Annotated in this window: 16 protein-coding genes; 4 read left to right on the top strand and 12 right to left on the bottom strand. The window is 75.7% G+C overall.

Going from position 1 to position 13,738, the window contains the following annotated elements:
• Positions 1–39 precede the first annotated feature (39 nt).
• Positions 40–987 carry a helix-turn-helix domain-containing protein gene (locus ACI78Q_RS10665; protein WP_456923323.1) on the top strand — a complete coding sequence of 316 codons (948 nt, stop codon included), beginning with the start codon at positions 40–42 and terminating at the stop codon, positions 985–987.
• A 185-nt stretch (positions 988–1,172) separates the two neighbouring features.
• Here the strand turns inward: ACI78Q_RS10665 and ACI78Q_RS10660 are convergent, their stop codons facing one another.
• A complete protein-coding gene (locus tag ACI78Q_RS10660; RefSeq protein ID WP_456923322.1) occupies positions 1,173–2,399 on the bottom strand; it encodes a serine hydrolase domain-containing protein in 1,227 nt (408 codons plus the stop codon).
• A gap of 596 nt (positions 2,400–2,995) precedes the next feature.
• Here ACI78Q_RS10660 and ACI78Q_RS10655 point away from each other — a divergent pair.
• Entirely contained in the window at positions 2,996–3,748 is a 753-nt protein-coding gene (locus ACI78Q_RS10655) for an SDR family NAD(P)-dependent oxidoreductase (RefSeq protein WP_456923321.1), read from the top strand.
• 9 nt (positions 3,749–3,757) lie between these two features.
• On the opposite strand, the gene ACI78Q_RS10650 is transcribed toward ACI78Q_RS10655, so the two are convergent.
• The 7 genes from ACI78Q_RS10650 to ACI78Q_RS10620 all read right to left on the bottom strand — a co-directional run bounded on the left by ACI78Q_RS10650 (position 3,758) and on the right by ACI78Q_RS10620 (position 9,139).
• The gene (locus tag ACI78Q_RS10650) at positions 3,758–4,225 is read right to left on the bottom strand and encodes a hypothetical protein (protein WP_456923320.1); all 468 of its coding nucleotides are present in this window, start codon (positions 4,223–4,225) and stop codon (positions 3,758–3,760) included.
• On the bottom strand, positions 4,222–4,695 hold the full coding sequence (locus tag ACI78Q_RS10645; protein ID WP_456923319.1) for a TadE/TadG family type IV pilus assembly protein: 474 nt from the start codon (positions 4,693–4,695) through the stop codon (positions 4,222–4,224). The genes ACI78Q_RS10650 and ACI78Q_RS10645 overlap by 4 nt, the downstream gene beginning before the upstream one ends.
• A complete protein-coding gene (locus ACI78Q_RS10640) occupies positions 4,688–4,894 on the bottom strand; it encodes a hypothetical protein (RefSeq protein ID WP_097207893.1) in 207 nt (68 codons plus the stop codon). The genes ACI78Q_RS10645 and ACI78Q_RS10640 overlap by 8 nt, the downstream gene beginning before the upstream one ends.
• 31 nt (positions 4,895–4,925) lie before the next feature.
• Positions 4,926–5,867, bottom strand: a complete 942-nt coding sequence (locus tag ACI78Q_RS10635; protein ID WP_456923318.1) for a type II secretion system F family protein — start codon at positions 5,865–5,867, stop codon at positions 4,926–4,928.
• Positions 5,864–6,736 (bottom strand): type II secretion system F family protein, encoded by an 873-nt coding sequence (locus ACI78Q_RS10630; RefSeq protein ID WP_456923317.1) that lies wholly within the window; start codon positions 6,734–6,736, stop codon positions 5,864–5,866. The genes ACI78Q_RS10635 and ACI78Q_RS10630 overlap by 4 nt, the downstream gene beginning before the upstream one ends.
• On the bottom strand, positions 6,724–7,971 hold the full coding sequence (locus ACI78Q_RS10625) for a CpaF family protein (protein WP_456923316.1): 1,248 nt from the start codon (positions 7,969–7,971) through the stop codon (positions 6,724–6,726). The genes ACI78Q_RS10630 and ACI78Q_RS10625 overlap by 13 nt, the downstream gene beginning before the upstream one ends.
• 232 nt (positions 7,972–8,203) lie before the next feature.
• Positions 8,204–9,139, bottom strand: coding sequence for an AraC family transcriptional regulator (locus ACI78Q_RS10620; protein ID WP_456923315.1), 936 nt, complete (start codon positions 9,137–9,139; stop codon positions 8,204–8,206).
• A 90-nt stretch (positions 9,140–9,229) separates the two neighbouring features.
• Between ACI78Q_RS10620 and ACI78Q_RS10615 the strand changes: the two genes are divergently transcribed.
• Positions 9,230–9,907 carry a class I SAM-dependent methyltransferase gene (locus ACI78Q_RS10615; protein ID WP_456923314.1) on the top strand — a complete coding sequence of 226 codons (678 nt, stop codon included), beginning with the start codon at positions 9,230–9,232 and terminating at the stop codon, positions 9,905–9,907.
• Here the strand turns inward: ACI78Q_RS10615 and ACI78Q_RS10610 are convergent.
• On the bottom strand, positions 9,889–10,422 hold the full coding sequence (locus ACI78Q_RS10610) for an OsmC family protein (protein ID WP_456923313.1): 534 nt from the start codon (positions 10,420–10,422) through the stop codon (positions 9,889–9,891). The genes ACI78Q_RS10615 and ACI78Q_RS10610 overlap by 19 nt on opposite strands.
• An 85-nt stretch (positions 10,423–10,507) precedes the next feature.
• Here ACI78Q_RS10610 and ACI78Q_RS10605 point away from each other — a divergent pair, with 85 nt between their 5' ends.
• Entirely contained in the window at positions 10,508–10,900 is a 393-nt protein-coding gene (locus ACI78Q_RS10605) for an MmcQ/YjbR family DNA-binding protein (RefSeq protein WP_456923312.1), read from the top strand.
• A gap of 4 nt (positions 10,901–10,904) precedes the next feature.
• Here ACI78Q_RS10605 and ACI78Q_RS10600 read toward each other — a convergent pair whose 3' ends face one another.
• From ACI78Q_RS10600 to ACI78Q_RS10590, 3 genes are read right to left on the bottom strand one after another with little or no spacing between them, the layout of a single operon-like run.
• Positions 10,905–11,744, bottom strand: a complete 840-nt coding sequence (locus ACI78Q_RS10600) for an alpha/beta hydrolase (RefSeq protein WP_456923310.1) — start codon at positions 11,742–11,744, stop codon at positions 10,905–10,907.
• Position 11,745: 1 nt separating this feature from the next.
• A complete protein-coding gene (locus tag ACI78Q_RS10595) occupies positions 11,746–13,296 on the bottom strand; it encodes an acetolactate synthase large subunit (protein ID WP_456923308.1) in 1,551 nt (516 codons plus the stop codon).
• A 34-nt stretch (positions 13,297–13,330) separates the two neighbouring features.
• The gene (locus ACI78Q_RS10590) at positions 13,331–13,663 is read right to left on the bottom strand and encodes an EthD family reductase (RefSeq protein WP_456923307.1); all 333 of its coding nucleotides are present in this window, start codon (positions 13,661–13,663) and stop codon (positions 13,331–13,333) included.
• Between the last annotated feature and the right edge of the window lie 75 nt (positions 13,664–13,738).

Below are 13,738 nucleotides of genomic sequence, written 5' to 3'. Positions count from 1 at the left end.
ACGACGTCCCGCCGCCCTCCGCCCGCCCGAGGGAGTCCGATGCTCCTGCTGGACACTGCGGCGCTGCCGCCCGAGCAGCGGGTCGACGCCTTCCGCGCCGCGTTCGGGCAGGCGTCGGTGCCCTGCCGCATCGAGCACCTGGGGCCGCCGGCCGAGGTGCGCACCCGCATGCACCTGTGGCGCTACGGCCGGGCGAACCTGTTCACCACCGACTCGTCGGGGTTCCGGCTGGTGCGCACGCCGCGGCACGTGCGGCAGGAGGACCCGCCGGTGGTGGCGCTGGCGCTGCAGTCCAGCGGGCTCGGGCGGTTCACCCAGTTCGGCACCGACCAGGAGGTGCGCGCCGGCGAGCTGATGCTCAACGACCTGCGGGTGCCGTACTCCTTCTCCTGGTCGGGGTCCGGGGGCTCACGCGCGTTCCAGGTGCCCTCCGAGCAGCTGGGGCTCTCGCCGGACGTCGTCCGCGCGGCCGCGCCGCGGTTGCGAGCCAGCCCGCTGCACGACCTCGTGCGCGACCACCTGGCCGGCCTGACCCGGGACGCCGGCCGGCTCACCGCCGACCCGGCCGCCGCCACGCTCGGGACGGCGACGACGGAGCTGGTGCGCGCGCTGCTGGTCTCGGCGGCGGCGCCCGACCGGCTGGTCGCCGGCGTCCGCGCCGAGACGCTGGCGACGCGGGTGCTGGCCTACGCCCGCCGGCACGTGACCGACCCCGAGCTGACCCCGGAACGGATCGCGGCCGCGCACAACGTGTCGGTGCGGCAGCTGTACAAGGTCTGTGCCCGGGCGGGCGTGAGCCTGGAGCAGTGGCTCATCGAGCAGCGGCTGGAGGCGGCGCGGGCGGAGCTCACCTCGCCGGCCGGCCGACAGCGCTCGATCGCGGCCGTCGCCCGGGGCTGCGGGTTCAGCGACCCGAGCCACTTCGCCCGGCGGTTCCGCGCGGCCTACGGGACGACCCCGCGGGAGTGGCAGCGGTCGACCGGCTGACCTCGCCGCGGCCGAGTGCGCAGTCGTGGTCGCCCGCGGCGGCGTGTCCTCGCGTGCCGGCGACCGCACCTGCCCGCTCGGCGGGGATCAGCCGCGCGGCAGCTCCACGGCCGGGGTGCCGGGGCGCGGACCGCAGCCGGTCTGCGACCAGCGGTGCGGGTCCACCCCGGTGGGTGACCCCGCGGTCAGGCGGCGGCGCCGACCGCCGCAGGGACGACGCCCTGCTCGACCAGCGTCTCGACCACCGCCACCACGAGGACGACGATCCGGTCCTCGGCCGGCATGCTGTTGAGCCCGATGGCCACGATCAGGCCGGACTCGGGCAGGTGGACGTGCAGGGTCCGGAAGCCGATCGTGCCGCCCTCGTAGACCCAGAACGTGCCGAACCCCTCCGCGGTCTGCTGGGCCACGCCCAGGCCGAACCCGCTCGGGTCGCTGGGCGAGGTGGACTCGATCGGTTCGCCGGTCGCGGTCGAGACCAGGCTGGTCAGCTCCTCCTGCTGCTCGGGCGGCAGCAGGCGGCCGGAGTAGAGCGCCCGCTCCCAGCGGGCCAGGTCGCCCGTCGTCCCGACGATGCCGCCGGCGCCCCGGCCCCAGGACATCGTGTCCCGGCTGGCGTCGCGCCCGAGCAGGGCGGTCCGGGCGGGCCCCCGGTCGTCGGCGAAGTAGCCGGCGGGTACGCGGTCGGCGATCCGCGGCGGGTACAGGTGCGGGCGGTAGTGCAGGTCGTCGAGGTCCAGCGGGTCGAGCAGCCGGCCGTACAGCTCGTCCTCGTAGCTCTCGCCGGTCACCCGCTCGACGACCAGCTCGGCGAGCACGTAGTTGGTGTTCGAGTAGCTGTAGCCGGAGGTCGCCGGGAGGCCCTCCGCGTACCCGACCAGCCGCTCCGGGGAGAAGTTCGTCCGCGGGTCGGCGACGTAGTCGGCCCAGAAGGACTCGTCGTGGTCGTAGGTGGGGATGCCGCTGGTCATGTTCAGCAGCCGCCGGATCGGCACGTCGGCCCACTGCGGGTACTCGGGCAGCCAGTCGCCGAGCGGGTCGTCGAGCGACAGGCGGCCCTCGGCCTCCAGCTGGAGCAGCAGCACCGAGGTGAACGCCTTGGTGTTGCTGCCGATCTGCCAGAGGGCGTCCTCGGCCACCGGTTCGTCGCCGCCGTACGTCGTCGTCCCCGCGGCCACGTCGACGTGCGGACCGTCGGGCAGGCTCACGGTCAGCCCCGCGGCCGACACGTGCTCCGCCTCGCCGCGCGCCTGGAGGTAGGCCTCCAGGTCGGCGCGCAGCTCGGCCCGCAGGACGTCGTCCTGCGCGTGCGCCGGCAGGACCGCGACCTGCGGGGCGACGAGGGTGGCGAGCCCGACCAGGACGACGAGGACGACGCGGGTCGGGAGGAGGCGGGCGCGCTGTTCGGTCATGGGGACTCCCCAGCCGGGACGGGAGACGCGTGCGAGCAGCAGGGTCCCGCGGCCGGGCCCGCGCCGACAGGCCCTGACGCAGCGCCCGGCCGATGACCTGGGTGCCCCCGACCGGGCGCAGCCGTGCTCCGTTGGGGTGACCTCCCGGCGCACACCGTTGTGGTGCAGCTCACTTCGTCGAACGCTCTCCGCTCGGAGCTACTGGGGGGACGTGGGAGCGATGGCGTGGTGGAACTGGGCCCTGATCCTGTGGGCGACGGGGGCGACGGCGGGCGTGGTGTGCCTCGGCGTCGTCCTGTCGAACCGGGTGGAACGGCGGCAGGCCCCGGCGTCCGACGACGACGGGCTGGGCGTGTTCGACGAGGAGGCCGCACAGCGCGCGGAGATCCCGAAGGCCCGGCGCCCGCGGCCAGGACCTTCTGCCCTTCTGCGGTCCGGCGGGACGAGGAGAGTCGTCGACGCCCTGCGTTTCGATGCGCCCACCGGCAGGTCTCGTCGGGGGGCCTGAACCACACCGCGTCGTCCGGCTCTCCTCGCCGGCCTCCTGCCGCGGACGGCCGCCGTGCCCGAGCGGACGACCGGATCGGGAGGACGCCATGAGTGACCGTCTCGCCGGCAAGGTCGCGCTGATCACGGGTGCGGCACGGGGTCAGGGGGCCGCGGAGGCGGCGCTGTTCGCCTCCGAGGGGGCCCGCCTGGTGCTCGGGGACATCCGCGGCGAGCAGCTCGCCGAGGTGGCCGCGGAGCTCACGGACAAGGGCCACGACGTGGTCGCCCACGCGTTCGACGTGAGCGACGAGGACGGCTGGGCCGGCGCGGTGGCACTGGCCGAGGAGCGCTTCGGCCGGCTCGACGTGCTGGTGAACAACGCCGGCGTCCTCGACATGGCCGGCGTCGAGGCCACGACCATGGAGAACTGGGAGCGGGTGATCGCGACCAACCAGACCGGGGTGTGGCTGGGCATGAGGGCCGTCGCACCCGCGATGCGCCGGGCCGGTGGCGGATCGATCATCAACACGTCGTCGATCTACGGCCTGATCGGGAGTGGCGGAGCGACGGCCTACCAGGGGACGAAGGGTGCCGTCCGCCTCCTGACCAAGACCGCGGCCGTCGAGTTCGCCGGGGACGGCATCCGCGTCAACTCGGTGCACCCCGGGATCATCGACACACCGATGGTGGCGGAGGACGTGCCCGACGAGGTCATCCCGATCGTCGTCGGCGCCACGCCCCTGCAGCGGATGGGGCGACCGGACGAGGTCGCCTACGGCGTGCTCTTCCTCGCCTCGGACGAGGCGTCCTACGTGACCGGCTCCGAGCTCGTGATCGACGGCGGCTACTCGACGCAGTGAGCCGGCCGCTCAGCGGTCGACGTAGCGGTCGCGCTCGACGACGAACTGGCCGGTGGCGGTGTTGGCGTCGGCGAACTCCGGCAGCAGCGGGATGCGCACGGTCACGGTGACGCAGACGGAGAACTCCTCCCCCGGCGTCAGGCTCGGCGTGTAGCTGCCGGCGGCGTCGCAGTCGGCACCCGGCGGTGCGTAGGCCAGCCGGACGTCGGTGGCGTCGACCGCCTGGTCCTCGACCGCCAGCCGCGCCGCGACCTCAGCGCGGGCGGCACCGCTGACCGGGTCGGGAGCGGTGCCGATCGCCCGGCCGGCCTCGCGCGCCGCCGCGGTGGAGGCGAACACCCCGCGCTGCACCGCGGAGAACCCGGCCACGATGTAGACCAGCGGCACGAACACGACGATCGCGATGAACACGAACTCGACCAGCGCCGAGCCCCTCTCACCCTCCATCTGACCCAGTCGTGCGCGCAGCCACCTCACGCCGCGGCCTCCTTGACCGCCCGGCCGGTCACCTCGAGCGGCAGCAGGCCGCCCAGCCCCGCCAGCAGGGTCGGCACCGACCCCGAGCAGCGGACGACCACCAGCGTCAGCCCGGTGTCGTCGGCCTCCTCGACCGAGCTGCACACCAGCCCCTCCGCCGTCCCGACCGACGTCGCCCGCGCCACCGTCGCCACCGCGCGGTCGGCACCGGCCGACGACGCGACGTCGCCGAGCGCCGCGTACCGGGCACCCTCCTGCGCACTGGCGGTCACCACGTTGCGCACGTGCACGTAGACCGCCACCTGCAGCACCGCCAGCAGCAGCACCACGACCAGCACCGAGACGAAGACGAACTCGACGACCGCCCCGCCCCGCTCGCCCTCGCCGGGTGAGGTGCTGGAACGGCCCCGTCCCGGGGCCCGCGCCGAGCCTGCGAGGGGCGGGGGGCAGAGGGGTCCTTTCTCAGCCACCTGTCGTGACGGAGTCCAGCGCGTTGGTCACCGCGGAGACGATCGCCTCGCGGAACGGGATGAGGATGGCCAGCACCAGGGCCGCCGTCATCACCGTGATCATCACCCAGCCCGGGACGTCGCCCCGCTCGGGGTCCTCGCCCCTGAGCCGGTCGCCCAACGCGGCCAGCACGGCCAGGACCCCCGTGAACTGCGGCATCAGTGTCGTCCTTCCTGTCGAGTCCGCCGGCTCATCGCGCCAGCGAGACGATGCTGATCAACCCCGGGAACAGGGCGAAGAGAACGGTGACCGGCAGCACCAGGAAGACGACCGGGACCATCATCGCGATCTCCTTCCGCCCGCCGGCCTCCAGCAGCCGGCGCTTGCCGGCCTCGCGCACGTCGGCCGCCTGGGCACGGAGCACCTCGGCCAGCGGGGTGCCGCGCTCGATGGCGACGAGCAGGCCGTCGATGAACCGGGCCAGCGCGTCGACCGACGTCCGGTCGGCGACCTGCTGCAGCGCGTCGGTCAGCGGCACCCCGGCGCGGGCGCGGCCGAGCGCGGAGCCCAGCTCGCCGGCGAGCTCACCGCCGGAGAGCCGGGTGACACGGGCGATCGCCGCGGTCGGGCTCTCCCCCGCGGTCACCGCGAGCGCGAGCAGCTCGGCGACGACGGGGAACTCCGCGAGCAGCAGCTCCTCGCGGCGGCGGACCTGCTGGGTGAGCCACCAGTCGCGGCCGAGCACCCCGCCGACCAGGCCGGCGACACAGAGCAGCGCCGCCGACAGCACGTTGAGGCTGCCTGCGAGCAGCGAGCCGACCCCGGCGAGGAGCGCGGCGCCCAGCAGTCCGAGGCCGCCCCAGACCACCTGCTCGATGCGGAGGTCCTCGACGGTCGAGTCCCCGCCCAGCGCGTCGAGGCGGCGGCGCACCGCCGTCCGGCCGCCGAGGACGCGGTCGACCAGACGGGCGCCGTCGGCGACCACCGGGCCGAAGACCCGGCGCGCGGCGGTGAGCAGTCCGGCCTCGGTCGCCGTGCCCAGCAGCCGGGACGGCGGCGGGGTGTCGTGCACGTACGGAGCGAGCCGGTCGACCAGCCGCACCGAACGGAACGGCGGCGCGAACGTGACCACGAGCAGGACGCCGGCCGCCACGGCCAGCCCGAGCAGCATCCCCGCGAGCGCCGCGCTCACTGCAGCACCCGCACGTCCTGCGGCAGCCGGCCGATCTGCAGCATCAGCCGGTAGGCGACCAGGCAGACCGCGGCGCCGCCGAGCAACAGCGCGGTGCCGAGGGGCGAGTCGTAGGCGTCGAGGGTGGTCGATTGCGTGGCGAGGAGGAGGAGCACGACCCACGGGGCGGCGACCGCCAGCCGGGCCGCCTGCACCACCCATCCTTGGCGGGTCTCCAGCTCGGCGCGGGCCCGGGCGTCCTCGCGGAGGAAGGTGGCCAGCGTCCGCAGGACCCGGCCGAGGTCGCTGCCGCCGACCTCGCGGGCCACCCGCAGCGTCTCGACGATGCGGTCACCGACCGGGTCGGCCAGGGAGTCCTTGAGCCGGTCCAGGCACTCTCCGAACCGGCCGGTGGAGCGGTACTCGGCGGCGAACCGGGCGAACGGTGCCCGCAGCGCCTCCGGACCCCGCGTGGCCAGCGCGGCGAGCGCCTCGGGCAGGGACAGGCCGGCGCGGACGGCGGAGGCCAGGTTGTCCACGACCTCCGGCCACACCTCGCGCAGGTCCGCCCGCCGCTTGACCGCCAGCCGGCGCACCTGGACGGCCGGCAGCGCGAACCCGAACGCCGCGAACACCAGGCTGACCGTCACCGTGCCCGTGGTGAGCAGGACGACCACCAACACCAGTAGTCCGAGCCCGACCTGCAGGGCGGTCAGCTGAGCGGCGTTGATGCCGGTCAGGCCGGCCGCGGCGAGTCGCTGCTGCCGCCGCGACGGTCCGCGCGCCCCGCTCCGGCGCCGCGGCGCGCGTGGTCCGCTGCGCCAGATCAACAGCAGGCCGACGCCCAGCAGGAGCCCCAGCAGCGGCCCGGTCAGGGTCACGACCCCCACCGGGCGTCGTCGAGCAGCGCCGGCAGGTCGAAGCCGTGGGCGGCGAAGCGCTCGGCGTGCGGCGGGTAGCCGTCGGCGCGCACCAGCCGGCCGTCGCGGGTGGTGAAGACGTCGGCCAGCTCGATGACGCCGTCCTCGGCCCGTCCGGGGACCGCGGCGATCTCGCGCACCCGCCGCCGTCCGTCGGGGTCGCTGCCCACGTGGACGACGAGGTCGACGCTGGCCGCCACCGTGGGGACGACGAAGCCGTGGCCGATGTTCTCGCCGGCCAGCAGCGGCAGCGTGCACATCTTCACCACGGCCTCGCGGGCGCTGTTGGCGTGCAGTGTGCACATGCCGGGCAGGCCCGAGTTGAGCGCGATGAGGAGGTCGAGGCACTCCTCCTGGCGCACCTCGCCGACGACGATCCGGGAGGGCCGCATCCGCAGCGCCTCCTTCACCAGCCGGCGCAGCGGGATCTCCCCGGCGCCCTCGAGGTTGGGCTGGCGGGTCTGCATCGCCACCACGTCGGGCAGCGGCACCCGCAACTCGAAGACCTCCTCGCAGGTGACCACCCGCTCCCGCGCCGGGATCGCGGCGCACAGGCAGTTGAGCAGCGTGGTCTTGCCTGCCTGGGTGCCGCCGGCGACGAGGATGTTCAGCCCGGCCGCGACCGCGGCCTCCAGGAACCGGGCCGCCTGCGCCGTCAGCGTGCCGAGGGCGACCAGCTCGTCCAGCGAGTGGGCCTGCAGCACGAACTTGCGGATGTTGACCGCCATGTGCCGGCGCGTGATGTCCGGGATGACCACGTGCAGTCGCGACCCGTCTGGCATCGTCGCGTCCACGAACGGGGTCGACATGTCGATCCGCCGTCCCGAGGTGCGCAGCATCCGCTCCACCAGGTCGGCCAGCTCCCCGGCGCCCAGGATGGTCGTGGTCAGCTCGCTGCGCCCCCGCCGTGCCACGAACACCCGGCCCGGCTCGTTGACCCAGATCTCCTCGACCTCCGGGTCGTCGAGGTGCCGCTGCAGCGGACCGAACCCGGCCACCCGGTCGAGCACGTCGCGGACCACGGAGTCGGCGTCACCGATCGGCGGCAGCGCCGAGGTCAGGGAACGCTCGGAGTAGTCGGCGACGACGTCGCGCACGAGCAGCCGCACCGGCGCGGGATCTGTGAACGGGTCCAGCCCACGGCGCCGGATGAGCTCGCGCACCTCGCCGTCGACCACCTCCAGCGCACTGGTCGCAGTCGGCACGCCCACCCCCGTCGGCCTGTCGAGATCGGATCCAAGGTCGACGGACTGTAAGAGAACGGCACGGTCCGCAGGGCCGGTCGGCGACGGTCTGTGGACAACACCGCGCCAGCCCCACCCGGTCGGGTGTCACCCCGCACCGCCGGCCGGTGACCGGGTGTGACCGCGGACACTCGTGCTCTGCCCACGGTGGTGGGCAGAGCACGAGCCCCCGCAGGTGAGGGTGTCCGGTCCGCTAGGCCCCGGCCGGCGCGCCCGCCCGGCGCCACTCCTGAGGCGAGACCCCGTGTGCCGCGCGGAACCGGCGGATCAGGTAGCCGGCGTCGGCATAGCCCACCCGGCCGGCGATCGCCTGCACGGTCAGGTCGGTCTCGGTCAGCAGCCGGCGCACCTCGGCCAGCCGGCGCTCGGTGATCCACTGCTGCACCGTGCGCCCGGTGCGCTGCCCCACCACCGTCGTCAGGTGGCCCGCCGACAGCCCCACCTCCGCGGCCACGTCGCGCAGCGAGATCGGCTCCGGGTACCGCCGCTCGACCACGTCGAAGACCGCCGCCAGCAGCGGCTCGTCCCGCAGCCGTAGGTGCCCCGGGACGTCGGCCGCCAGCCGCGCCAGCTCCACGAGCAGCAGCGTCAACCGGGCCAACGCGGCCTCGGCGTACCCCTCGCGGCGCTCCCGCAGCTCCTGCTCGAGGCCGGCGAACCGCCGCACCCAGGCCGGCCGCTCGTCCTCGGGCACCGACAGCCGCTGCACCCCACCGGCCCGGCGCCCGACGAACGGGAACAGCAGCGGGTGCGCCCGCCACGAGCCGAGCGAACCCGGGCTGCGCCGCTCCACCGCGTCCGGCGGGAAGGACGCCGTCCACACCGCCGCGTCGAGGTGCGGACCCGACCACTCCGGGCCCACCACCTCCCCCGGCGCCACCACGACGACGTCCCCCGCCGTGAGCTCCCACGTCCGGCCGTCCAGGACCAGCCCGCCCGCGCCCCGCTCGACGTAGCTGAGGACGAGGAAGTCGTGCGCGTGCGGCCGGTGCGGGAACCCGGGCGGCCCGTGCGCGCCCTCGAACAGCGAGACGGTCACCGGGGGCAGCCCGGCCACCCGCGCGTAGCCGTACAGCGGCGCACCGTCGACCCGGCCCACGATCGGCCGCTCGTCCGAAGATCGTCCCATCGCGCCCGAAGCACCGCCTTTGTCGCCCGGAGTGGCAGGCCCGAGGGTAGAGGTCGAGACCGGAAGATCGAGCACGAGCGAGGCAGGGACATGAGCGAGACGACCAGCGGGCCACGGCTGCGGACGGCGATCAGCGGCACCGGCCGCGAGTACCTGCCCGGGATGGGGCGCCCCTGGCTGCTCCCCCTCTACGACCCGATGACCCGGCTGCTCGGCGTCCAGCAGGTGCACCGGCGGCTGCTCGACCAGGCCGCGCTGCGCCCCGGCCAGACCGTCCTGGAGATCGGCTGCGGCACCGGCAACCTGCTGCTCGAGGCCAAGCAGACCCAGCCCGCGGCCACCGCCGTCGGCGTGGACCCGGACCTGTCCGCCCTGGCCCGCGCGCAGCGCAAGGCCACCCGTCGCGGGCTGGCCGTCCAGCTGGACCGCGGGCACGCGGAGGAGCTGCCCTACGCCGACGACAGCGTCGACGTCGTCCTCTCCTCGTTCATGCTCCACCACGTGCCCGCCGGCGAGCAGGAGACGGCGGTGCGCGAGGTCGTGCGGGTGCTGCGCCCCGGCGGAGCGCTGCACCTGGTGGACGCCGACGGGCACGACCACGAGCACGGGGGTCACCGCGGCCACGAGCACCACGGCCCGGCCCGCCACCACGTGGGCGCGGCCCTCCCCGACCTGCTGCGGCGCGCCGGCTTCACCGAGGTCACCGAGACCGGCTCGGACTCCCGCCGCCACGTCGGCCGGTTCACCTTCTACCGCGCGACGGTCTGACCCCCGGCCGGCACCGCCCTCCGCACCTGGAAGTGCGGCGGGCGGGCGAGGGTCTGGGCGACCACGCAGTACCGCTCGGTCAGCTGGGCGAGCTTGGCCAGGGTGGCGTCGTCGGCGTCGGTGTCGACCTCGGCGTCCACGGTGATCTCGCCGAGCCCGACCGGCACCTCGCGGGAGACGCCGAGGGTGCCACGGGCGTCCATGTCGGCCCGGGCTCTGAACTGCGCCGAGCGGAGCTGCACGCCCATCGCCGTGGCGACGCTGCGCATCGTCACCCCGGCGCAGGCCAGCAGCGCCTGCAGCAGCATGTCGCCGGAGCAGGCGTCGCTGCCGTCGCCGCCGGTGTAGGCGTGCAGCCCGGCGCGGACCGGCCCGGCCCAGGTCTGCACCGTGCAGGTGATGCCGGGGTCGGCGTACTCCGCCTCGGCGTGCATCGGCGCCCGCGCGGCCTCCGGGTCGTCCCGGTACCGCTGCTTGAGCGGCGCCTGCAGGTCTCGGAGCGCGGCGGCGTCCACGGGCCCTCCCTCTCGCCGGGGTCCCCATGCTGGCCCGGCGGGCGGAGCCCCCGCCAGGTCGGCGGTCGCCGCTAGCCTGCCGCGCATGGCGACCTGGTCCGACGTCCGCGACACGGCCATGGCCCTGCCGGACGTCGACGAGCGGCCGCGGCAGGACACCCTCCAGTGGCGGGTCCGCGACAAGGGCTTCGTGTGGGAGCGCCCGCTGCGCCGCGCCGACCTCGCCGCGCTCGGCGACGCCGCACCCCGGGGGCCGGTCCTCGCCGCCTGGGTGCCCGACCTCGGCGCCAAGGAGGCGCTGCTCGCCGACGACCCGGCCGTCTACTTCACGACGCCACACTTCGACGGCTACCCGATCGTGCTGGTGCGCCTCGAGGAGATCGACGCCGGCGAGCTCGCGGAGCTGGTCACCGAGGCGTGGCTGGCCCGGGCCCCGAAGCGCCTGGCCCGCCAGTACCTCGACGCCGGCACCGACTAGCGGCTCAGCCGGTCACGTGCCGGGCCAGCTCGACCACCGCGCCGACGAACGCGTCGCCGTCGAGCAGGACCCGGTCGTTGTGGTCGGCCCCGGGCACCTCGACCAGGCGGTGCAGCCCGGCGGCGGCCGCGGCGACGGCGCGGCTCTGCGCGGGCGGCACGATGCCGTCGGCGTCCCCCAGCACGACCGTCGTCGGCGCGTGCACCGTGGCGACCCGCTCGGCCACCGGGAAACGGTCCCGCAGCAGGGCGCGGACCGGGAGGAACGGGTAGTGCACGCTGCCGACGGCGGCCAGGTCGACGAACGGCGAGCGGAGCACCAGCCCCGCCGGCGCGTGCTCGGTCGCCAGCTCCGTCACGACCGCCGCGCCGAGGCTCTCCCCCAGGTACAGCAGCCGCTCCGGCGGCACCCCGGCGTCCCCGACCAGGTACGCGCGGGCCGCGCGCACGTCCCTCGCCAGCCCCTCCTCGCTGGGACTGCCGGGGTTCCCGCCGTAGCCGCGGTAGTCGAACAGCAACACCGCCAGGCCGTGCCCGGCCAGGGCGCGGGCGAGCGGCGCTCGCAGCCCGCGGTGGCCGCCGTTGCCGTTGGCCACCAGGACGGCGGGCGCGTCGGGGCCGTCGCCGGGGAGGAACCACGCCCCCAGCCGCAGCCCGTCGGAGGTCTCCAGGACGACGTCCCGGCCGCCGGGGAGCACCGAGGCCGCCGGCGGCACCGGGCCCCGGTCGGGCAGGTACACCAGCCGGCGCTGCAGGCCCCACAGGACGCCGGTCAGCACGAGCAGCACCACCGCCAGGACCGCGGTCGCCCGCAGCGCGGACCGGGCACGGCCCCGCGGGGCCACGTCACCGGCGGCCGGGCAGCACCGCGTCGATCAGGTGCGGCCCCGGCTCCGCGAGCGCCGTCCGCAGCTGGTCGGCCAGCTCCTCGGCGGTCGTGGCCCGGGTGGCCGGCACCCCCATGCCGGTGGCCAGCGCCACGAAGTCCAGCCCCGGCCCGCCCAGGTGCAGCAGCTGCGCGGCCCGCTCGCCGTCGCCCTGCGCGCCCACCCGCGACAGCTCGTGCTCGAGGATCGCGTAGGAGCCGTTGTCGCAGACGATCGTGGTGACGTCGAGCTGCTCGCGGGCGTGGGTCCACAGCGCCTGCACCGTGTACATCGCACTGCCGTCGGCCTGGATGAGGACCACCGGCCGGTCCGGGCAGGCGACCGCCGCCCCGACCGACATCGGCAGCCCGTCGCCGATCGCCCCGCCGGTCAGCGCGAGCCAGTCGTGCCGCGGCGCGCCGGAGGTCAGCTCGGCCAGCCCCACCCCGGAGGTGAGCGCCTCGTCGACGACGATCGCGCCCTCCGGCAGCAGCGCGCCGACCACCGCCGCCATCGACCGCGGGTCGAGCGCGCCGGTGGGCAGCTCCGGGCGGGCGGGTTCGAGCAGTTCCGGCTCGGCGTCCGGGGCCGCCAGCGCGGCCAGGGCCTGCAGCGCGGCGACGCCGTCCTCGCCCGGTGCGGACAGGACGTGCACGGTGCACCCCTCGGGCACCGGCGTCCCCGGCACGTCGGGGTAGCCGAAGAAGTGCACCGGCGCGGTCGCGCCGGCCAGCACCAGGTGCGCCGTCCCGGCGAGGGCGGCGATCGCCATCTCCGGCGGGTACGGCAGCTTCGCGACGTCCGGCAGGCCCGCGCCGCGCACCATCCGGGCCGAGAAGGTCTCGCTCACCAGCCGCGCGCCGGTGCCGGCCGCGACCCGGCCGGCGGCGAGCAGCGCGTCGGCGGAGGCGACCACGTCCCCGCCCAGGAACAGCACGGCCGGCTCCCCGGACGCGAGCGCGGCCGCGACGTCGGCGACCACCTGCTCGGGCACCCGCGGCGCGGGGCGCACCGGCACCGGGGCGGCCGGCTGCGCGCCGTCCTCCCACGAGACGTCGGCGGGCAGCACCAGCGTGGCCACCGCCCCGCGCGCCGCCTGCGCCACCGCCTCCGCGGCGTCGGCGGCGACGTCGGCCGGCGACAGCGAGCGGCGCACCCAGTCCGACACGGCGCCGGCGAGGGCGTCGATGTCGGACTCCAGCGGCGCGTCCAGCCGCTTGTGCGACCGCGCGTGGTCACCGACGACGTTGACCACCGGAGCACCGCCCCGGCGCGCGTTGTGCAGGTTGGCCAGCCCGTTGCCCAGGCCCGGCCCGAGGTGCAGCAGGGTCGCCGCGGGGCGGCCGGCCATGCGGGCGTACCCGTCGGCCGCGCCGGTGGCCACGCCCTCGAAGAGGGTGAGCACGCCGCGCATCTCCGGGACGTCGTCGAGCGCGGCGACGAAGTGCATCTCGGAGGTGCCCGGGTTGGCGAAGCAGACGTCGACGCCGGCGGCGACCAGCGTGCGGATGAGCGCCTGGGCCCCGTTCACCCGCGCCCGCCCGGCCGCCGCCGCGGGACCGCCGTCACGGCAGGTTGGGCATGCCGACCTGGATCTCACGCACCTCGAAGTGCGCCATGGTCGCCCCGCCGGTCGCGAAGTTCGCGACGTCGGCCGCAGCCGACTGGCCCTCCGGGGAGGCGAAGGCCTTGCCCATCGCCTCCTCGGACTCGAAGTCGAGCTCGGCGACGAAGTAGGGCGCCGGCTGGGAGGGGTCGATCGACTTGCCGTGGCCCACGGTGAACCGGATCAGGCCGGGCATCTCGATCGCCAGCGGCGCGTGGGTGTCGCGGTAGTAGTCGTCGAACGCGCCGGGGTCGGTGGGCTGTCCGTAGCTGACCACGAGCCGGTGGACCATGTGTGCACCTCCGCGTCGGCCGGGCCTCGCTGCCCGGGAGTGGCCCCACCTTGGCAGGACAGGGGCCACTCCCGC

The sequence above is a fragment of the Geodermatophilus sp. SYSU D00705 genome (assembly GCF_054050135.1).
This window is presented reverse-complemented; position numbering and strand designations above follow the sequence as displayed.